Raw genomic sequence first — 19,019 nt, forward strand, 5'->3', positions numbered from 1 at the left:
CCAGCCTTCAAGGATCGGGAAGACTGCATGAACCACGAATTGCTCTGGGTGCTCGGCCTGCTGTTTACCAGCGTGGTCTTGTTCATCGCCAACAAGCCACGCATGGATGTGGTCGCCCTGCTGGTGATCGTGGCCTTACCACTGACCGGTATCCTCAGCGTCCAGGAAGCCCTGGCCGGCTTCAGCGACCCCAACGTGGTGCTGATCGCCGCGCTGTTCGTGATCGGCGAGGGGCTGGTGCGCACCGGCATTGCCTACCGCATCGGCGAATGGATGGCCGACCGTGCCGGCAACAGCGAAGTGCGCCTGCTGGTGCTGTTGATGGTCTGTGTGGCCGGGTTGGGCTCGGTGATGAGCTCCACCGGGGTGGTGGCCATTTTCATTCCGGTGGTGCTGAGCATCGCCGCGCGCATGAAGGTCTCGCCCAGCCGGTTGATGATGCCGCTGAGTTTTGCCGGTTTGATCAGCGGCATGCTCAGCCTGGTCGCCACACCGCCCAACGTGGTGGTGCACAGTGAGCTGGTGCGCCACGGCCAAAGCGGTTTCAGCTTTTTCAGCTTTACCCCGTTTGGCCTGGTGATCCTCGCGCTCGGCGTCGGCTACATGCTGCTGACCCGCCACTGGCTCAGCGGTGAAGTGCGCAAGGACGGCAGCCCGCAAACCCGCCGCACCCTGCTTGACCTGATCATCGACTACAAACTCGCCGGCCGTGAACGACGCCTGCGGGTGCGCCCGGACTCGCCCTTGATCGGCCACAGCCTCAGTGAGTTGAAGTTGCGCACCGTGCATGGTGCCAATGTGGTCGGCATCGAACGTCAGCACAAGTTCACCACCCGGGTCATCAGCCCCGACTCCAGCACCACGGTGCATGAGGGTGATGTGCTGCTGCTCGATCTGTTTGCCCCCCGCGACGATCTGCGCAGCCTGTGCCAGACCATGAAACTCGAACCCCTGCACTTCAAGGCCGCCTATTTCATCGACCAGTCCCACGCCGTGGGCATGGCCGAAGTGGCGGTGGTGCCCGGCTCGCAGCTGATCGGTAAAAGCGTGCTGGAGCTGAACTTTCGCAGCCGCTGGGACCTTAACGTGGTCGGCCTGCGCCGCGGCCAGAACGCGATTGAAGAACAGTTGGTGGAAGAGAAGCTCAAGCTTGGCGACACCCTGTTGGTGATCGGCCCGTGGAAGTCGGTGCGCCAGTTGCAAGCGCAGCCCAAGGACTTTCTGGTGTTGAGCCTGCCGGCGGAAGTCGACAATGTCGCCCCGGCCCTGAACCAGGCGCCCTATGCCCTGATCAGCCTGGCGGTGATGGTCGGCCTGATGATCAGCGGCGTGGTACCCAATGTCATCGCTGCGCTGATCGCCTGCCTGCTGATGGGCGCCGGACGCTGCATCGACATGAACAGCGCCTACCGCGCGATCCACTGGCAGAGCCTGGTACTGATCGTCGGCATGCTGCCGTTTGCCCTGGCCTTGCAGAAAACCGGCGGGATCGCCATCGCAGTGAATGTGCTGGTGCAGTTGCTCGGCGAGGCCGGGCCTTACCTGATCCTCGCCTGCCTGTTCGCCATTACCGCGATCATCGGTCTGTTCATTTCCAACACGGCTACAGCGGTACTGATGGCCCCGGTGGCGATCAGTACCGCTGAACAGCTGGGCGCCTCGCCCTACCCCTTCGCCATGATCGTCGCCCTGGCGGCTTCTGCGGCATTCATGACACCGGTTTCGTCACCCGTGAACACCCTGGTGCTCGGCCCCGGTCAATACCGCTTTGCCGATTTCGTCAAAATCGGCGTGCCCTTCACCTTGCTGGTGATGGTGGTCAGCGTGTTCATGGTGCCGTGGATTTTTGCCCTGTGAACGCAGCGGCGTTTTGCTGCTTGAGGGCCACGGCGGCATTGCGCCAATCCTGCGCCCAGCCATCGAGCACCAGCTTGAGGTTCTCGGCGGTCATCACCTGATCGTCGTTCTCCAGCGGCAGGCCGGTGCCTTTGCGCACCACTTCGGCGACCACAGTGCGACTGCCGCCATCGAGGAATGCCGCTTCGGTGGCAATCACGCTGTCCAGGTCACGGATGCCGACGGCGCTGCTGACCCCTGCGGCTACCAGGGTCACTGGCAGATACTCATAGAAATGCAGTGACTGGGTGTGTGCGCTGACCGAGGTGATTGCCGGGCGTACGATCAAGGTGTTTGGCCCTGGCTGCTCGACCAGGTTCAGCACCTTGCCCAGTTCGCGTTTAAGCGCCGCATCGTAGTAGATGGTTATCGCCTTCAGGGTTGTCTCGGGGATCTGCGCGCTGGCCTTGGGTTGCGGGTAGAACTGGCTTGGTGCGATGTACACCTGGCTGTAACGCTCCATGCGCAGTTTCGGGCTGACCCAACGCAGCACCGACTCACCCGATGCAGTCTTGTGCTCGCTCAACTGGTCATAGTTGCGCAGAAAGCCGGAATACTCCTTGGGCGATACCCTGCTCTGGCTGCAGCCAACCATTAACAGCGACAGGCACAGTACCGGGGCAGAAATCAGTTTACGCATGACGAGTGTTCCCGGCCTGGTGGCGGATGGCCCTGGGGGCAGTACCGGAGCGATCGACTTGCAGCTGACCGTTGGCCATGATCCAGTGCACCAGTTCTGACAACGACACTTTGTAGCTGTATTCCATCCATTGGCTGTTGCTGGGGCTGTACCGCTCGAAGTAATGGCTCAGAATCACGTGTGTACCCTCGCGGCACAGGCCCAGGCGAGAGTCCTGGTAGCTGAGCAGCGCGTTGCGCCACAGATCCTGGGTGCGCAGGTCGAGGGTCAGGGATTGGCTGCAGTCAAGGCCGTCGATTGGAGGTTGTGCCGGCATGGAAGATTCCCTTGGTTTGGTCTGCCGACAGGATCGCCCAGGGCCTTTGCTGGCTGATGTCCGCTTTGTGTCGCGAATGCAGCTTTATTACATGATTGAAATATGTGACCGACGCAGCAGAATAGTTTTAGATACGCACTTTTGACGCCCCACTGGACCTGATCGTGAGCAGACTGCTGATCGTCGATGACGATGTGGAAATTTGTGCCCTGCTGAAGAAGTTCTTTGTCATGCATGGCTACGAAGTCGACCTGGCCGCCAATGGCACGGCGATGTGGGCGGCTATCGAAAAACAACGTCCGGACACCATCATCCTCGACCTGATGCTGCCCGGCGAAAGCGGCCTGAACCTGTGCCAGAAACTGCGCAGCAGCACCGGCATCCCGATCATCATGCTCACTGCAATGGACGAGCTGAGCGACCGTATTGTCGGTCTGGAACTGGGCGCTGACGACTACGTGGGCAAGCCCTTCGACGCCCGCGAACTGCTGGCCCGCTTGCGTGCCGTGCAACGCCGCGCCGGCGAGCAGCTGCGCAGCCTCGGTGAAGATACCCGGCCGCTGATCCGTTTCGACGACTGGCAGCTCGATGTCACCCGCCGTGAACTGCGCACCCCGCAAGGGGTGATGGTGCCGTTGTCGGCGGGTGAATTCGATTTGCTTCTGGTGTTTCTCGAACACCCGCAGCGCATCCTCACCCGCGAGCAGTTGATCGACCTGGCCCGTGGCCAGGGCCATGAAGCCTATGACCGCAGCATCGACGTGCAGGTCAGCCGCCTGCGCCGCAAGATCGAGCCGGACAGCAAGCGCCCGGCGCTTATCCGCACCGTGCGCAACGGTGGCTATCTGTTCGACGCCAAGGTCAGCCGCACATGATCCGCCTGGGCCTGCACCACGACGGCATCAGCCGGCGCATCGCACTGACCATCATTGCCGCCATGCTGATCTCGGTGGCGCTGAACATCCTGTTCGTGCAACTGGCCGGGGTCTGGGCGCGACCGCCGCTGGAGAAAACCGGCCTGCTTGAACAGATCGCCGTCACCGCACGGGTACTGGAAGCCGCGCCAGCCGACAAGCGCATGCAACTGGCAAACGCGGCGAGCAACCCGATGCTGCATGTGCAGTGGAGCGCCCAACGTGACGCCCTCGCCTTGCCCGGTCCGGGTGAACAGGTAGCCCCGCAGGCGGTGCCGGCTCTGACGCAACTGCTGGCCACTGTTCCGCTGCGGCTGGAAGTCTACCAACCCGCCGACTGGCCGGCCGACAACCCCGACGCGCACTACAAACTGGTCATGCAACTGGCCGACCAGAGCTGGCTGGCGTTCACCCCGCCTTATCGCAGTTGGGGCCTGAGCACCGGGATGCGCTTTACCATCATCGGTATCCTGGCACTGATTGCCGCGTTGCTGGTGGCCTGGATCGGTACCCGTCAACTGGCCGGCCCGCTGCAGCGTTTCGCCCGTGCCGCTAGGCGTTTTGGCAGCGACCTGCGCGCCCCGCCGATTCGCCTGGAGGGCCCCCATGAGCTGCGCCAGGCCATTACGGCGTTCAACACCATGCAGGCGCAGATCCAGCACTTCGTCGCCGAACGAACGCAAATGCTCGCGGCCATTTCCCATGACCTGCGCGCGCCACTGACGCGTATGCGCTTGCGTGGCGAGTTCATCGAAGATGCCGAGCAACAGCGCAAGCTGTTCCGTGACGTGGATGAAATGCAGAGCATGATCAATGCTGCGCTTGGCTTCTTCCGCGACGAAACCCACCTGGAAACGGCCACACCTTTCGACCTGGCCGAGCTGCTGCAAACCCTGGTCGATGATTACCGCGACCAGCAAATTGACGTGGATTTCGAAGGGCCGGCGAACCTGGTGTATCTCGGTCGACCGCTGGGCTTGAAGCGCGCAGTAACGAACTTGATAGAGAACGCCGTCAAGTACGCCCAGCCACCGTCGATTCGCCTGAGCAGTAATGCCCGCAGCCTGTTCATCGAGGTGCGTGATCATGGCCCGGGGATTCCGGATGCGGCGCTGGAGGACGTATTTGTGCCGTTCTTTCGCCTGGAAAGCTCGCGCAATCGCGACACCGGTGGCGTCGGTCTGGGCTTGCCGTCGGCGCGTACGGCGATTCGTGAACAAGGCGGTGAGTTGACCCTGCGCAACGCGCCTGACGGCGGGTTGCTGGCGAGAATCGTATTGCCGCGGGTCAATGACTGACCGCAAAAACCGTTAACGCCCACTTAACAGCAGACCTCTACATTAGGGTTTCTTCCCTTCAGAACGTCGACTTTGGCTCACCTCGTGTGAGCCTTTTTTTTTGGGTTTTAGGCGGTGAGCTTATCCATTTGATGTAGCGCCGCTGCTGGCCCCTTCCGCCCTTACGGCGGCAAAACCGCTGGCTCCTACATACGGCCCTACGCTGCGCACCAGCCCCCTCCAGACACCTACGCTCAGCCTCCTGAAGTCGCGAAGTTACGGGTAGCGCCTATACGGGCGTATCTTCGAAATCAGATGTTGGTGGCGGCAGGCTGATGCTATCGCGGGGCAAGCCCGCTCCCACCGGGTTAATTGGTCTCCCGGTGGGAGCGGGCTTGCCCCGCGATATCGACCTGCCAGTTACCTCGCATCGCGGGAAAATCCCGCTTCAAAGCCTTGCTCTTGCTCTTCATGCACGCAAGTGCAGGCGCCGCGGACTGCGACTTCAGAAGGCTGAGTGGAGGTGCCTGTAGGGGCCAGTGCGTAGCACCTTCGGCGTAGCCGAAGAGCGCGAGCCGTAGACTTGGCGAAGCAAGTCGTAGGCCGCGTGGCCCCGGAAGGTGCTGGAGCGAAGGGACCCGGAGCGCAGCGTAGGGCCGGATGCAGGAGCGAGCGGTTTTGCCTACTTTTTCCAAGAAAAAAGTAGGCCGCCGTAAAGGCGGAAGGGGCCGACAGCAGCACCACACAAAATGGATAAGCTCACAGCCTCAACATCCCAACCCAAGGACTCCCCAGAATTCCGCAAAGAAACTTTCCTTGCCTTGAGCATTCCGGAAACAAAACCCCGAACGGCTGGTCTGAGCCTGTACCCTCCCTACCGCTGTGCGGATCAAGGAACCACAGTGCTGAAACATCTGACCCGCTTCGCCGTGATCACCACGGTACTGGCCACCGCCGGTTGCTACTACCACGACTACGACCGCGACGATCATCGCTGGGACCGCGACCACCGCTACTCCCGCGATTGGGACGACGACCGCGATGACCGCGACCATCGCAAGTACAACAAACGCTATCGCGACGACGACCGCTATCGTTACTACGACAACGACCGCCGTCGCGACCGGGATGATGATGACGACGATTAACCGCCTGTGGGAGCGGGCTTGACCCGCGATGCGATGTGACTGTAACTCCGCAATCGCGGGGCAAGCCCATTCCCACCGACAGCACCGGCCTGGATCAGATTTCCCAGATCACGTTGACCGCTGCATAACGCCCTGGCTGGGTCAAACGGCCCAGGCCAGCGGCATCTTCATCACGCCCCTGAACGTCACCCCAGTTCCAGTACTTCTTGTCGGTGACGTTGAACAGGCCGCCGTTGATCGACACTTGCTCGGTGACCTGCCACCAGGCGTTGAGGTCGAGAACGCCATAGCCCGGGGCCTCGAACTGACGGTCGATCAGCAAATCGGCATCGCCGGTATGGTCGACGCGGTCCTTGGCTTGCACCAGGGTCCAGGTCAGCTGCCCACCATAAATACCACTCGGGGCATCGTAACCCAGGCCAATGACCGCCTTGAGCGGATCGACGCTATTGAGTGCCTGACCGGTTTCTTCATCCTTGCCACGGGCATAGGCAATCGAACCCAGCGCACGGGTACCGGCAGGCATGAAGGCGTCGAGCTTGATGTCACCTTTGGCTTCGGCGCCACGGATGGTGACCTTGCCCAGGTTACGGGGCTGGAAGGTCAGCAGGCCGGTGCCGTTAGGGTCCGGCACTGTATCGGTGGCAATGAAGTCCTTGTACTTGTTGTAGAACAGCGCAATACCGAAGCTGCCCAGGTCATAACGACCGCGCAAGCCGAATTCATAGCTGTCGCTGGTTTCCGGCTTCAGGTCCGGGTTGCCGATCTGCTGGTAACCGAACTGCGGGTTGCTGAACTCACCGTACATGTTCACCGGGCTCGGCGCGCGGAAGCCGGCGGCGTATTGCCCGTACACGCTTTCATGCTCGGTCAGCTGATAGGTGACGGCGAATTTTGGCGAGATGTGGTCATCGGTGATGCGTGACGGATCGGTTTCCGCCGGCAGCCCGTTGAGGAATTCGTCGGTGACGTGCGGAGTCTGACGGTAGTAGTCGTAACGCAGGCCTGGCAGCAGGGTCCAGCGGCCGATCTCGATGTTGTCCTGAACGAACAGACCCAAGGACTCGCTGGTCGGATCCGGGAAGTCGCTGACCGGGAAGTTTTCAGTGGCCGGTACGGTGGCGCCGGTGTCGAGGCGAACCTCTTTGCCGGTACGCAGGTTACTGGCCTCGATGCGTTTGAGCTCGGCACCGTAGATCATGTGATGACGGCTGTCGCCGACGGTAAACTGCTTGTCCGCCTGGGTGTTCAGGCTCCACAGACGCTCGTCGTACTGCGAGTCACGCGTACGCACGCGGTTGACCCGCGAGACGGTCTGGCGCTGTTGCAGGGTTTTCTGCTTGTTGCTGCTTTCCTGGTAGTTGAGCTGCCATTTCAGCTGGTCGGCCAGCAGGCTGTCGAGGCTCAGGGTGTGCTCGAGGCTGTAGCGGTCACGGTCAATGCTGTCCTTCGATTGCGAACCGAGGATGGCCGGGCTGGTGAGGGTGGCCCGTGAAGTGATGTCGCTCAGCAGGTTGCTGTTGGCGTCGTCCTGATAGCGCTCGTAGGTGAACTGCAGGCGGTCGCCGTCGGCATAGTCCCAACCCAGCTTCGCCAGCAGGTTCTCGGTGGTGTAGTCGAGCGGGTTGGCCTCTTCTCGCGAGCTGCCGACGCCGCCGTTGCCACCCCAGGTGTCGGTGGACTGACCGTCACGACGGCCCAGGTGCAACAAACCGTCTACAGTGCCGCTGCGCCCGGCGAAGGTGGCGCTGCGCTGCCAGCTGTCATCGCTGCCGTCGTAGCCAGTCTTGAATCGTGCGTAAGTGTCGTCGCCCTCTTCGAGGTAGTCGGCGGCATCCTTGGTCAGGAAGCTGACCGCACCACCGATCGCATCGCTGCCGTACAGCGAAGACGCCGGGCCGCGGATGATTTCCACCTGTTTGATGGTGTCGAGGTCGACGTAGTTGCTGCGCACATCCTGGAACGGGCTGAAGAAGTTGCTTTGCGGGACCCGCACGCCATCCACCTGGGTCAGCACGCGGTTGCCGTCGATGCCGCGGATGTTGGCACCCGACAGACCGAAGCGACTGCCGGTACCACTGACCGAAACACCCGGCTCGTAGCGCACCAGATCCTTGAGGTTCTTGTCGTTGTGCTGATCGATTTCACGTTCGTTGTGCACCGACACCGTGCTGGGCACCTGCAGCAGGGTTTGCTCGGTACGCGTCGCGGTCACGCTGACGGTATCGAACTGGGTAACGGGCTCGGCAGCCAGGGCCAGCGATGGCGAGAGCAGCAGCAAGGCAAGCCAGGAACGCTGGGGAAATGGCGGGCGGATCGACATCTAACTGACTCCTGATGGTCAGGCCCGATGCGTTAACCGTCGGGGCTGACAGGGATGTGTTGGATTTTGTTTTGGGCTCAGCAATGCCCCTTTCTGTGAAGGGCCCTTTACTGTAAATGATTCTCAGCAGCATTGGCGGCGACGATAACCAGCTTGACTTACAAATGCAAATTATTACCATGCGCATTCATATTTCAATAAGAACTAGACCTGCATGAAACACCCTTGGGGCTACCTGGTGCTGTCGGTTGCGCTGCATGTCAGCGCGGGCTGGCTATTGCACTCGCTACGGGCAACGCCCGAGCCCCTGGCGTGGCAAGCGCCGATGGCCATTCAACTGGTCAGCCTGGCGCAAGCCGTCGAGCCTGCACCTGCACAGTCTGCTCGCCCGCACGCACCACCACCTCAAGCCGCAGCGCCAGCGCCGGCACCGCTGAAAGCGCCAGTGCTGCCGAAGCCGGTGCCCCCAGCCGCCAAGCCGCTGCCGGTAAAAACCCAGCCTGCAATCGTCAAGTCAGCGCCCGCGCCACGCCCCGAGCCACGCGCCAGCCGGACCGCCGTTGCTTCGGCAGCATCGCGCCAAATCACCAGCAATCCGGTATCGGCACCGGCAAACAGCCCCAGCACGCCCGCCCCTGCTGCGCCGCCCGTCTTGTCAGTGGTCAGCCTGCGCCCCAGTTTTGTCAGCCCTCCGCCGCCACCTCGCTACCCGTCGCAGGCCCGTCGCCGCAACCAGCAAGGGATCGTCCGCGTCGAGGTGTGCCTGGACGAGCACGGCAAGCAACTCAAACTCACGCTGGTGCGCTCGTCGGGGGTGACAAGCCTTGATCAGGCCGCCCTCGAAGCCGTGACCCAGTGGCGCTTTCGTCCCGAAATAGTCGATGGCCGGGCCGTGCCCAGCCGTGTGGAAATACCAATAGAATTCGCCCTTACGGCGAACCGATGACCCTGAAGGAGTTCACCATGACCGCCCCAACGCTCGCCCTGGCTGCCGGACCTGAGCTTTACCAGCAGTGGCAACAACTGCGCACCGAGCAATCGGGCCTGCGCGCCCGCGATGCTGCCGCCAAGCTCGGTGTCAGCGAAGCCGAACTGACCGCCAGCCGCCTGGGCGTCGATACTGTGCGTCTGCGCCCGGAATGGAAAACGCTGCTGCCTGCACTGGGCGAGCTGGGTTACATCATGGCGCTGACCCGCAACGAACACTGCGTGCATGAACGCAAAGGCGTGTATCACGAGGTGACCATCATGGGCAGCGGCCAGATGGGCATGGTGCTGTCACCGGACATCGACCTGCGCCTGTTCCTCAGCGGCTGGGCCAGTGTGTTTGCCGTCGACGAAAACACTGCACGCGGACCGCAGCGCAGCATCCAGATTTTCGACCGCCAAGGCACCGCCGTGCACAAGGTGTTCCTCACCGCCACCAGCGAACAAGCCGCCTGGGCGCCTTTGGTTGAACGTTTCCGTGCCGAAGAACAAAGCGTCGAACTGGACCTGCAACCGCTGCCAGCCGCCAAAGCCCCGCGTGCGGACAGCGAAGTCGATGCCGACAAGCTGCGCACTGAGTGGTCCGCCCTGCAGGACACTCACGACTTCTTCGCCCTGCTCAAGCGCAATGATGTAGCGCGCACCCAGGCTTTGCGCCTGGCAGGTCATCAATGGGCTGAACCGCTGGCCACCGTCGAGCTGACCAACCTGATTGAAGAAGCCGGCAAGCGTGAAGTACCGATCATGGTGTTCGTCGGTAACCAGCACTGCATCCAGATTCACTCGGGCCCGGTCAGCAACCTGCGCTGGATGGACACCTGGTTCAACGTCCTCGATCCTGCGTTCAACCTGCACCTGAAAACCACCGGCATCACCGAACTGTGGCGTGTACGCAAGCCAAGTGTCGACGGCATCGTCACCAGCTACGAGGGCTTCGACGCCAACGGCGAACTGGTCATCCAGCTGTTTGGTGTGCGCAAACCAGGTGTGCCGGAGCGAGACGACTGGCGTACTCTGGCAGAATCCGCGACTCCGATGACCGTCTAAGGAAGCACCTAGATGCGTAAGAAAATCCTCCTGGCCTGCGCTGCTGTGCTGTTCAGCCAGCTGGCCAGTGCCAGCGATGCCCTGCCCCAGCGCTGGGTGAGCGCTGGCGGTGCGTTCAGCGAATGGGTCGTAGCCCTGGGCGGCGAAAGCAAGCTGGTCGGTGTCGACAGCACCAGCCAGTACCCGCGCTCGTTGCACAACCTGCCCGCCATCGGTTACCAGCGCGCGCTGGCGGCCGAGGGCATTCTGGCCCTGCGTCCGGACATTCTGGTCGGCAGTAATGAAATGGGGCCGCCGCCTGTTCTGGAACAACTCAAGGCGTCGGGTGTACGCATCGAGCTGCTGTCGGCCAAGGCCGATGTGCCCGCCTTGCAACAAAACCTGACAACGCTGGGCCAATTGCTGGGCCAGCAGACCCAGGCACAGGCCCTGCTGAGCAACTACCAGCAGCGTCTGCAACAGCAGGCCGCCGTGGTCAAACAGGCCCGTCAACAGCACCCGGCGCCACGGGTATTGCTATTGCTCAGTCATTCCGGGGGCAACCTGCAGGTGGCTGGCAAGGACACCCTGGCGGCCTGGATGATCGAGCAAGCCGGTGGCCAAAGCCTGGGCGAACACACTGGCTACAAGCCAGTGTCCAGCGAAGCCATGCTGGCCCTCGATCCGCAAGTCATTCTCCTGGCCGGTAGTCGTCTGCAAGGCGACGCAGCACGTACCGCGCTGCTTGAGCAGAACCCGGTACTGGCGCAAACCCAGGCCGGTCGTGACGGTCGTGTGCTGGTGATCGACCCGACCCTGCTGGTGGGTGGCCTTGGTCCGCGGGTGCCGGATACCCTGGCGACGCTGACCGCAGCCTTCTATCCGCACGCCAAGACGCTGAGCGCCGAGGCTGGCCAATGACGGCAATTGTCCGACCGCGGCCGATGCTGCTCGCTCTGGGACTGGTGCTGGTGTTGGTGGTCTGGCTGTCGCTGGCCCTCGGGCCGGTCAGCCTGCCCTTGGGCGAAACACTGAAGGCCGGGTTACGTCTGATCGGTCTGCCGCTGGAAGGCGACGCCACACAACAGGCAGACCTGATCCTCGGTCAGATCCGCATGCCGCGCACGCTGCTTGGCATTGCTGTCGGCGCGGTGCTGGCGTTGTCCGGGGTAGCCATGCAGGGGTTGTTCCGCAACCCCTTGGCCGACCCGGGCCTGGTCGGCGTATCGGGCGGCGCAGCGCTGGGGGCGGCCATCGCCATCGTCGGCGGTAGTCTGGTCGGCGGACTGCCGGCGGCCATCGAGCCTTATGTGCTGTCGGTGTGCGCCTTCGCTGGCGGCCTGATCGTCACGGCCATCGTTTACCGCTTCGGGCGCAGCAATGGCCAGACCAACGTCGCCACCATGTTGCTGGCCGGTGTGGCGATGACCGCCATGGCCGGTGCCGGGGTGGGTCTGTTCACCTACCTGGCCGATGACGCCACCCTGCGCACCCTGACCTTCTGGAACCTGGGCAGCCTCAACGGCGCCAGTTACCAACGCTTATGGCCGTTATTGATCGTGGCCGTAGCGGTTGCCTTGTGGTTGCCGCGCCGCGCCGCTGCACTCAACGCGCTGCTGCTGGGTGAATCGGAGGCACGTCACCTGGGCTTCGACGTCGAACGGATCAAACTGGAGCTGGTGTTGTGCACCGCCCTGGGCGTCGGTGCCGCGGTTGCGGCAGCGGGGTTGATCGGCTTCATCGGCCTGGTGGTACCGCATCTGATGCGCTTGCTGGTCGGCCCGGACCATCGGGTGCTGCTGCCCGCGTCGTTGCTGGCTGGCGCGGGTCTGTTGCTGTTGGCCGATCTGATTGCACGCCTGCTGTTGGCACCTGCCGAGTTGCCGATCGGCATCGTCACGGCACTGATTGGCGCGCCGTTCTTCCTCTTTTTGCTGGTACGGGGGCGCACCTGATGCTTGAAGCAGACAACCTGCTGGTACGCCGCGGCCATCGCACGGTACTGGCCAATATCGACATTCAGTTGCCCCCTGGGCAAGTGCTCGGCGTTCTCGGCCCTAACGGCGCAGGCAAGAGCACCCTGCTGGCAGCGCTGTGCGGTGAGTTACCGCTCACCGAAGGCAATGTCAGCCTTGATCAACGCAAGCTTGCCGACTGGCCCGGCCAGGAGCGTGCCAAGCGCCTGGCGGTGCTGCCGCAGAGCTCAAGCCTGAACTTCGCCTTTCCGGTCAATGAGGTGGTCGGCATGGGGCGCCTGCCCCACGCCAGCGGTCGCGTGCGCGATGCCGAAATCGTCACCGAAGCGCTGGCGGCGGCTGACGCCTTGCACCTGGCGCAACGCAGCTACCTGGCGCTGTCCGGTGGTGAGCGGCAACGCGTGCACCTGGCCCGGGTACTGGCCCAGCTCTGGCCCGGCGCCGAGGGCCAGACGCTGCTGCTCGACGAACCGACATCGATGCTCGACCCGTTGCATCAACACACCATTTTGCAAGCGGTGCGTGACTTCGCCGAACGTGGCGCGGCGGTGATGGTGATCCTCCACGACCTCAATCTGGCGGCGCGCTACTGCGATCAACTGCTGTTGCTGCAAGACGGCCTGCCTCACGCCTATGGCCCACCGTCAGAGGTGCTGACCGCCGATGCACTGGCGGCGGTGTATGGACTGCAAGTGCTCATTCACCAACACCCGGAACGCGGCCACCCGTTGATCATCGCGCGCTGAAACCGCCCCCTCATCCTGCCGTGATCGAGGGGTAACTCTTTAGCAAGGAATCCCGATGCGCCTTCTGTTGCTCTGCCTGGTCAGCCTGTTGGCGGCCTGCCAAACCCGAGACGTACTGCCACCACCGGCCCCGATCGCGCCACAGGGGCGCGATCACGCTGATCTTGGGGTGATCCGCGAACTGGCCAGCGGCCGGACCCTGACCCCACCAGAGCTGGTTCAGCGCCTGGCCGCCGCGCCACGGGTGCTGGTCGGCGAACAACACGACAACCCTGATCACCACGCCCTGCAACTGTGGCTGCTGCGCGAGCTGGCCGGCCAACGGCCGCAAGGCAGCTTGCTGATGGAAATGCTCAACCCGGAGCAGCAGGACAAGGTCGATGCAGCGCAAGCCACGACCCGTGCCGGGCAACCGCCGAGCGATGCGTTCCAGGCACTGGCCTGGCAGGCCAACTGGGACTGGGGTGTCTACGGCGCGCTGGTCACCTATGCCCTGCGCCAGCCGTATCCGTTGCTCTCGGCCAACCTGAATCGCTCGCAGATCATGCAGATCTACAAACAGCGGCCAGTGCTCGAAGGTGCAGCGTCCACCCGTCCTGAAGTGCAAGCCACGCTGCTCGAGGATATCCGCGAGTCGCATTGCGGCTTGCTGCCCGAATCGCAGATGCCAGCGATGCTCGCTGTGCAGCAGCAGCGCGACCGGCGCATGGCCGAAAGCCTGTTGGCCGCACCCACGCCTGCCGTGTTGCTGGCCGGGGCCTTCCATGTACGCAAGGATCTGGGGGTGCCGCTGCACTTGAGCGATCTGGGTGCGGGCGAAGGTAACCAGGTGCTGATTCTGGCTGAGGTGGGCAAGAAGGTGACTGCCGAAAGTGCTGATTATGTGTGGTACACGGCGGCACAACCGGTTCAGGATCATTGCGCCAAACTGCGTCGTTGACTTGGATGCCTGTACTCCTTTTTTGAGGTTCTTCGCGGAATCCCGGGGGTATGATCGTTGGGTTGGGTTGTTGAGGCTGTGAGCTTATCCATTTGATGTGGCGACGCTGCCGGCCCCTTCCGCCTTTACGGCGGCCTACTTTCCTCTTGGGGAAAGTAGGCAAAGCCGCCTGCTCCTGCATACGGCCCTACGCTGCGCTTCGGGTCCCTTCGCTACGGTGCCTTCCAGGGGCATCGCGGCCTACGACTTGCTTCGCCAAGTCTACGGCTCGCGAACTTCGGCTAAGGCCGAAGGGTGCTACGCACCAGCCCCCTCCAGACACCTACGCTCAGCCTCCTGAAGTCGCAAAGTTACGGGTGGCGCCTGTGCTGACGCATCTTCGAAATCTGATTCTGGCGGAGCCAGGATGTCATCGCGGGGCAAGCCCGCTCCCACCGGGTTAATTGATCTCCCGGTGGGAGCGGGCTTGCCCCGCGATATCGACCCGCCAGTTACATCGCATCGCGGGAAAATCCCGCTTCAACGTGTTGCTCTTGATCTTCATACACGCAATTTCAGGCGCCGCGGATTGCGACTTCAGAAGGCTGAGCGTAGGTGCCTGTAGGGGCCAGTGCGTAGCACCTTCAGCGTAGCCGAAGAGCGCGAGCCGTAGACTTGGCGAAGCAAGTCGTAGGCCGCGTGGCCCCGGAAGGTGCCGGAGCGAAGGGACCCGGAGCGCAGCGTAGGGCCGGATGCAGGAGCGAGCGGTTTTGCTGGAACTGTCCCATGACAACGGACGCCAAGAAGCGATACTTACATCGCTAACTTGGAGGTTCCCATGTACCCACCAAATCGCCGTAGCTACACCGACGAATTCAAGGCCCAAGCTGTTGCACTGGCTGAAACGGTCGGCAGAACCGAAGCCGCTCGTCAGCTAGAGATGTCTGTTAAGACGCTGGATAACTGGGTCGATGCGTCACGCAAAGGTCTTCCGTTGAGTTCACCGGAGCGTCAACCTGTTACCAAGGAGAGCAGCGAGCTGGCGCGATTACGGGCCGAGAATGCTGAACTCAAAATGGAGCGTGAAATCCTAAAAAAGGCGGCGGTATTCTTTGCCAAAGAGTCCAGGTGAGATACGCCTTCGTCGCTAAAGAGCGGGCTCAGTTCCCGGTGCGTTTGTTGTGCCGGGTGTTGGGCGTGTCAGCTTCAGGATTTTACGATTACCTAAACCGCCCGGTTCGCCCAGATCCAGACAAACAGATTCGAATTGATCTGCGCAGGATCCATGCCGCCAGTCGAAGCACCTATGGGCGGCCACGGTTGGTCGAGGCATTGCGTCAGATACCTCATCGAGTCGGCCACAAACGGGTTACGCGGCTGATGCACGAGGAAGGTATCCATGGCAAACCCAAGGCTCGCTTCCGGCCCCAGACCACGGACAGTCGCCACTTCCAGCCTGTCGCACGCAATGTGCTTGACCGTCAGTTTTCGGTACAGAGCGCCAATCCAGCCTGGGTGAGCGACATCACCTACATTTCAACCCGAGAAGGCTGGCTGTACCTGGCGGTGGTCTTAAGCATCCAGACCCGCCAGGTGCTGGGCTACAGCTTGGCGGACAGGATGCCGGATGATTTGGTTGAGCGCGCATTTATCAACGCTTGGAACGCCAGTTTGGGGCCTTCTGGGGTTGTGTTCCATTCCGACCAGGGACGCCAATATACGAGCAGCAAATTTCGCCAAGCATTGGCCGAAAAAGGCTTTACGCAGAGCATGAGCCGCAAAGGAAACTGCTGGGACAATGCCGTCGCTGAAAGCTTTTTCGCTACGCTTAAGAAGGAAGAAGCAAGCGGGGTCTATCAGAGCAAGAGGCTAGCTTATGGGGCAATCGCGAGCTACATCCATGGTTTCTACAACAGCAGTCGGCTGCATTCGGCGTTGGGTTATCGTTCACCGAACGCTTATGCAAAGGGCTTGAGGCGGAATCCTTAACACCCAGCTTCTTGGCGTCCGTTGCCAAGGGACAGTTCCATGCCTACTTTTTCCAAGAAAAAAGTAGGCCGCCGTAAAGGCGGAAGGGGCCACCAGCGTCACCACACAAAATGGATAAGCTCACAGCCCCAGCACCCCACTCCCAGAATCATCCCTCAGGATTCCGTGAAGAGCCTGTTTTGAGGGGTATTGGCATAATGAAAAACGCTCAGCCCAGCAAAGCCCGCGGCCAACCGAGAATCTCCTTCGGACGCGGCGGCGCATAGGTGCGAACCTTGGAGGTGCTCAGCTTCAAGCGCACCAGCGACTCGGCCAACGCCACCGCCGCCGTCACGCCATCCACCACCGGCACACCGGTCCGCGCCTGGATGCGCTCATCCAGCCCGACCATGCCGCCACAACCGAGACAAATGACCTCGGCCTTGTCGATACGCACCGCCTCCTCCGCCTGAGCCACAACCGCCCCGATTGCCCGCTCGGGATCTTCTTCGAGCTCCAGCACCGCCAGGCCACTGGCACGCACCGAGGCACAGCGGCTGTCCAACCCGGCCAGTTTGAGGCGATCCTCGATCAGCGGCACAGTGCGATCCAGGGTAGTCACCACCGAGTAGCTATGCCCCAGCAGCATGGCCACGCTGGCAGCCGCTTCGGTGATGTCCACCACCGGCACATTGAGCAGCTCCTGCAAACCTTCACGGCCATGTTCACCGTAACCGGCCTGGATCACCGCATCATAGGGCTGATCGTAGCTGAGCACCCGCTCCATCACGGCAATTGCTGCCAGGTAACTCTCGAAGTTGCCCTCCACCGACTCGGCGCCGAAACGCGGGGTCAGACCGACGATTTCAGTACCCGGAGACGCCACGCTGCGCGCCTGGCGGGCAATGGCTTCGGTGATCGACACGGTGGTGTTGACGTTGACTACCAGTATTCTCATGACTCGGTTCCTTGTGCGTGACGCTCAGTGCTGGGCGCTGTCGACGGCAAAGTGCTCGCCGGAACAGTCCACGTAATGTTTTTTGCGATCGGAAATCAGGTAGTACACGCCACCGGCAATGGCCGCGCCGAACAGCCAGGAGAACGGTGTCAGCTCGCTGAATGCCGGTACCAGGGCCAGCAGGACTGCGGCGATGGCCGAGGGCACCAGGGCGGCGATGGCCTTGTAGTTGACCCCACGGGTGTAGTGATAAGTGCCGCAGGCCGCCTCGCTGTAGAGGTCCGGGACGTGCACCTGGGCTTTGCGGATCAGCCAGTAGTCGACCATGATGATCCCGTACAGCGGGCCCAGCAGCGCCCCCAGGCCGGAGAGGAAGTAGACGATCACCAGCGGGCTGTTATAAAGGTTCCAGGGCAGGATCAGCACCGCCAGGGTGGCGCTGATCAGGCCGGCGCGACGGAAGTTCAGGCGGCTCGGGGCCAGGCTTGAAAGGACGAAGGCCGGGGCGACGAAGTTGGCCATGATGTTCACCGCCACGGTGACGATCAGGAACGCCAGGCAGCCGAGTACCAGGAAGGTCTTGTCGGGAATCGCGGCAATGATCTGGGTCGGGCTGTCGATGACTGTGCCATCGATGCTGAACTGCGCACCGGACAGCACGAAGCTGATCACCGCGAACACCAGAATGTTCACCGGCAGGCCCCAGAAGTTGCCGACGCGGATGGTCTTTCGGCACGGCGAAGAACGCGCGAAGTCACAGAAGTTGAGAATCAGCGTGCCGTAAATCGCCAGCCACAGCGCGCCGCCGGCGAAGATCTGCGTCCACATCTTCACCCCGGTCAACGGTTCACCCACCGACCAGGCCAGGTTGCCATCCACCCGCAGATACATCCACACCGCCAGCACCAGCACGGTTGAAAGGATCACCGGGCCGGCAAAGGATTCGTACTTGCGCACCATCTCCATGCCGAAGGTCAGAATCACCAGCTGCACGAACCAAATGGCGACGAAGCTGGCCCAGCCCAGGCTTGAGAGACCGAGGATGGCGTTGTGATCGAAGCTTGCCAGCGACGGCCAGATCGCCACCAACAACACCCGCAACACCACCGAAGCCAGGTAGGTCTGGATGCCGAACCAGGCGATGGCGATCACCGCACGGATGATCGCTGGCAGTTGCGCACCGTAGATACCGAAGCTCATGCGGCTGATTACCGGGAACGGTACTCCGGTTTTCTGCCCCATGTAGCCGGACAGGTTCATGAAGAAGTACACCAGCGCCGCACCGACGGCCAGGGCCGCGAGCATCTGCCAGCCGGACAGGCCGAGAGCGAACAGGCCCATGGCAAACGAATAGTTGGCGATGTTGTGCACATCGTTGGTCCACAAGGCGAAGATGCTGTAACCGCCCCAGCGCCGTCCGGCGGCTTTGGTCGGGGCAAGGTCGGCATTGTGCAGCCTGGGGCTTAAGCTGGCATGCCCGGACACCTGCGCAGAGATGGCAGGGTCAGGTGACAGGTACGCGGTATCCAGAGGTTTGGAAGTATCCAATTGCATGTTCCCCGGGCTCCTGCTGCAGCGCCTGTGGTGCTACAGCAAATTATTGTTGGATTTGAGAGTTGGGACCGCTGTCGGCGCCTGGACGCCGATGCATACAAAAATTGTATGCAATTTTCGTATTACGATTTTCGAGGAACAATATGTGTGCCAAAGGACGGGCAAGTGAATCGCCGCATTACTTGACCATTTGAATTAACTAATTGATTTATAAAAATTTAAATTTTTAGAAAGTCACACTGAAGAGCCAATTTATTTGACCGAATGGTCAGCGTGCAAAGTGACAAGAATGAGAACACGGGTAACAGAAGTAGGTAGCGCGTATACAATTATTCGATACCAATGCACACACTATTGCGGGGCAAGCCCGC

17 protein-coding genes are annotated in these 19,019 nt (G+C 61.8%); 12 read left to right on the forward strand and 5 right to left on the reverse strand.

Annotation, left to right across the window (positions count from 1 at the left end; translation table 11 throughout):
- Positions 1 to 27 precede the first annotated feature (27 nt).
- On the forward strand, positions 28 to 1,857 hold the full coding sequence (locus tag PSAKL28_RS16795; protein WP_038612668.1) for an SLC13 family permease: 1,830 nt from the start codon (positions 28 to 30) through the stop codon (positions 1,855 to 1,857).
- Here the strand turns inward: PSAKL28_RS16795 and PSAKL28_RS16800 are convergent.
- Together PSAKL28_RS16800 and PSAKL28_RS16805 are read right to left on the reverse strand one after the other, a co-directional pair.
- On the reverse strand, positions 1,829 to 2,536 hold the full coding sequence (locus PSAKL28_RS16800; RefSeq protein WP_038612671.1) for a DUF3313 domain-containing protein: 708 nt from the start codon (positions 2,534 to 2,536) through the stop codon (positions 1,829 to 1,831). The two genes, PSAKL28_RS16795 and PSAKL28_RS16800, sit on opposite strands and share 29 nt — an antisense overlap.
- Positions 2,529 to 2,852 carry a hypothetical protein gene (locus PSAKL28_RS16805; protein WP_051939453.1) on the reverse strand — a complete coding sequence of 108 codons (324 nt, stop codon included), beginning with the start codon at positions 2,850 to 2,852 and terminating at the stop codon, positions 2,529 to 2,531. The genes PSAKL28_RS16800 and PSAKL28_RS16805 overlap by 8 nt, the downstream gene beginning before the upstream one ends.
- Before the next feature lie 164 nt (positions 2,853 to 3,016).
- Between PSAKL28_RS16805 and PSAKL28_RS16810 the strand changes: the two genes are divergently transcribed.
- From PSAKL28_RS16810 to PSAKL28_RS16820, 3 genes are all read left to right on the forward strand, one after another.
- A complete protein-coding gene (locus PSAKL28_RS16810) occupies positions 3,017 to 3,727 on the forward strand; it encodes a response regulator (protein WP_038612674.1) in 711 nt (236 codons plus the stop codon).
- Positions 3,724 to 5,064 (forward strand): ATP-binding protein, encoded by a 1,341-nt coding sequence (locus PSAKL28_RS16815; RefSeq protein ID WP_038612677.1) that lies wholly within the window; start codon positions 3,724 to 3,726, stop codon positions 5,062 to 5,064. Before PSAKL28_RS16810 ends, PSAKL28_RS16815 begins: the two co-directional genes overlap by 4 nt.
- An 881-nt stretch (positions 5,065 to 5,945) precedes the next feature.
- Positions 5,946 to 6,191, forward strand: coding sequence for a hypothetical protein (locus tag PSAKL28_RS16820; RefSeq protein WP_075226562.1), 246 nt, complete (start codon positions 5,946 to 5,948; stop codon positions 6,189 to 6,191).
- A 94-nt stretch (positions 6,192 to 6,285) separates the two neighbouring features.
- On the opposite strand, the gene PSAKL28_RS16825 is transcribed toward PSAKL28_RS16820, so the two are convergent.
- Positions 6,286 to 8,514, reverse strand: a complete 2,229-nt coding sequence (locus PSAKL28_RS16825; RefSeq protein WP_038612680.1) for a TonB-dependent hemoglobin/transferrin/lactoferrin family receptor — start codon at positions 8,512 to 8,514, stop codon at positions 6,286 to 6,288.
- Between the two features lie 214 nt (positions 8,515 to 8,728).
- Between PSAKL28_RS16825 and PSAKL28_RS26560 the strand changes: the two genes are divergently transcribed.
- The 8 genes from PSAKL28_RS26560 to PSAKL28_RS16865 all read left to right on the forward strand — a co-directional run bounded on the left by PSAKL28_RS26560 (position 8,729) and on the right by PSAKL28_RS16865 (position 16,157).
- On the forward strand, positions 8,729 to 9,460 hold the full coding sequence (locus PSAKL28_RS26560) for an energy transducer TonB (RefSeq protein ID WP_051939455.1): 732 nt from the start codon (positions 8,729 to 8,731) through the stop codon (positions 9,458 to 9,460).
- A 17-nt stretch (positions 9,461 to 9,477) separates the two neighbouring features.
- Positions 9,478 to 10,548, forward strand: a complete 1,071-nt coding sequence (locus tag PSAKL28_RS16835) for a hemin-degrading factor (protein WP_038616830.1) — start codon at positions 9,478 to 9,480, stop codon at positions 10,546 to 10,548.
- A gap of 12 nt (positions 10,549 to 10,560) precedes the next feature.
- Complete coding sequence (locus PSAKL28_RS16840) at positions 10,561 to 11,448, forward strand: heme/hemin ABC transporter substrate-binding protein (RefSeq protein ID WP_038612682.1); 888 nt, start codon at positions 10,561 to 10,563, stop codon at positions 11,446 to 11,448.
- A gap of 50 nt (positions 11,449 to 11,498) precedes the next feature.
- On the forward strand, positions 11,499 to 12,482 hold the full coding sequence (locus PSAKL28_RS16845) for a FecCD family ABC transporter permease (RefSeq protein WP_167335147.1): 984 nt from the start codon (positions 11,499 to 11,501) through the stop codon (positions 12,480 to 12,482).
- Positions 12,482 to 13,249 carry a heme ABC transporter ATP-binding protein gene (locus PSAKL28_RS16850; protein WP_038612688.1) on the forward strand — a complete coding sequence of 256 codons (768 nt, stop codon included), beginning with the start codon at positions 12,482 to 12,484 and terminating at the stop codon, positions 13,247 to 13,249. Before PSAKL28_RS16845 ends, PSAKL28_RS16850 begins: the two co-directional genes overlap by 1 nt.
- A gap of 55 nt (positions 13,250 to 13,304) precedes the next feature.
- Complete coding sequence (locus tag PSAKL28_RS16855; RefSeq protein ID WP_038612691.1) at positions 13,305 to 14,189, forward strand: ChaN family lipoprotein; 885 nt, start codon at positions 13,305 to 13,307, stop codon at positions 14,187 to 14,189.
- An 817-nt stretch (positions 14,190 to 15,006) separates the two neighbouring features.
- On the forward strand, positions 15,007 to 15,300 hold the full coding sequence (locus tag PSAKL28_RS16860) for a transposase (protein ID WP_038608001.1): 294 nt from the start codon (positions 15,007 to 15,009) through the stop codon (positions 15,298 to 15,300).
- The gene (locus tag PSAKL28_RS16865; protein ID WP_038609159.1) at positions 15,297 to 16,157 is read left to right on the forward strand and encodes an IS3 family transposase; all 861 of its coding nucleotides are present in this window, start codon (positions 15,297 to 15,299) and stop codon (positions 16,155 to 16,157) included. Before PSAKL28_RS16860 ends, PSAKL28_RS16865 begins: the two co-directional genes overlap by 4 nt.
- Before the next feature lie 208 nt (positions 16,158 to 16,365).
- On the opposite strand, the gene PSAKL28_RS16870 is transcribed toward PSAKL28_RS16865, so the two are convergent.
- Positions 16,366 to 17,094, reverse strand: coding sequence for an aspartate/glutamate racemase family protein (locus PSAKL28_RS16870; RefSeq protein ID WP_038612694.1), 729 nt, complete (start codon positions 17,092 to 17,094; stop codon positions 16,366 to 16,368).
- Positions 17,095 to 17,118: 24 nt separating this feature from the next.
- Positions 17,119 to 18,648 (reverse strand): NCS1 family nucleobase:cation symporter-1, encoded by a 1,530-nt coding sequence (locus PSAKL28_RS16875; RefSeq protein WP_096335682.1) that lies wholly within the window; start codon positions 18,646 to 18,648, stop codon positions 17,119 to 17,121.
- Positions 18,649 to 19,019 lie beyond the last annotated feature (371 nt).

The sequence above is a fragment of the Pseudomonas alkylphenolica genome, from assembly GCF_000746525.1.
Taxonomy (GTDB): Bacteria; Pseudomonadota; Gammaproteobacteria; order Pseudomonadales; family Pseudomonadaceae; genus Aquipseudomonas; species Aquipseudomonas alkylphenolica.

What these genes read in the sequence shown, in the direction of transcription:
- PSAKL28_RS16875 (WP_096335682.1), bottom strand. Translation starts at nt 18,648, where the DNA reads ATGCAATTGGATACTTCCAAACCTCTGGATACCGCGTACCTGTCACCT.
- PSAKL28_RS16800 (WP_038612671.1), bottom strand. Translation starts at nt 2,536, where the DNA reads ATGCGTAAACTGATTTCTGCCCCGGTACTGTGCCTGTCGCTGTTAATG.
- PSAKL28_RS16805 (WP_051939453.1), bottom strand. Translation starts at nt 2,852, where the DNA reads ATGCCGGCACAACCTCCAATCGACGGCCTTGACTGCAGCCAATCCCTG.
- PSAKL28_RS16860 (WP_038608001.1), top strand. Translation starts at nt 15,007, where the DNA reads ATGTACCCACCAAATCGCCGTAGCTACACCGACGAATTCAAGGCCCAA.
- PSAKL28_RS16835 (WP_038616830.1), top strand. Translation starts at nt 9,478, where the DNA reads ATGACCGCCCCAACGCTCGCCCTGGCTGCCGGACCTGAGCTTTACCAG.
- PSAKL28_RS16855 (WP_038612691.1), top strand. Translation starts at nt 13,305, where the DNA reads ATGCGCCTTCTGTTGCTCTGCCTGGTCAGCCTGTTGGCGGCCTGCCAA.
- PSAKL28_RS16815 (WP_038612677.1), top strand. Translation starts at nt 3,724, where the DNA reads ATGATCCGCCTGGGCCTGCACCACGACGGCATCAGCCGGCGCATCGCA.
- PSAKL28_RS26560 (WP_051939455.1), top strand. Translation starts at nt 8,729, where the DNA reads ATGAAACACCCTTGGGGCTACCTGGTGCTGTCGGTTGCGCTGCATGTC.
- PSAKL28_RS16840 (WP_038612682.1), top strand. Translation starts at nt 10,561, where the DNA reads ATGCGTAAGAAAATCCTCCTGGCCTGCGCTGCTGTGCTGTTCAGCCAG.
- PSAKL28_RS16825 (WP_038612680.1), bottom strand. Translation starts at nt 8,514, where the DNA reads ATGTCGATCCGCCCGCCATTTCCCCAGCGTTCCTGGCTTGCCTTGCTG.
- PSAKL28_RS16795 (WP_038612668.1), top strand. Translation starts at nt 28, where the DNA reads ATGAACCACGAATTGCTCTGGGTGCTCGGCCTGCTGTTTACCAGCGTG.
- PSAKL28_RS16850 (WP_038612688.1), top strand. Translation starts at nt 12,482, where the DNA reads ATGCTTGAAGCAGACAACCTGCTGGTACGCCGCGGCCATCGCACGGTA.
- PSAKL28_RS16870 (WP_038612694.1), bottom strand. Translation starts at nt 17,094, where the DNA reads ATGAGAATACTGGTAGTCAACGTCAACACCACCGTGTCGATCACCGAA.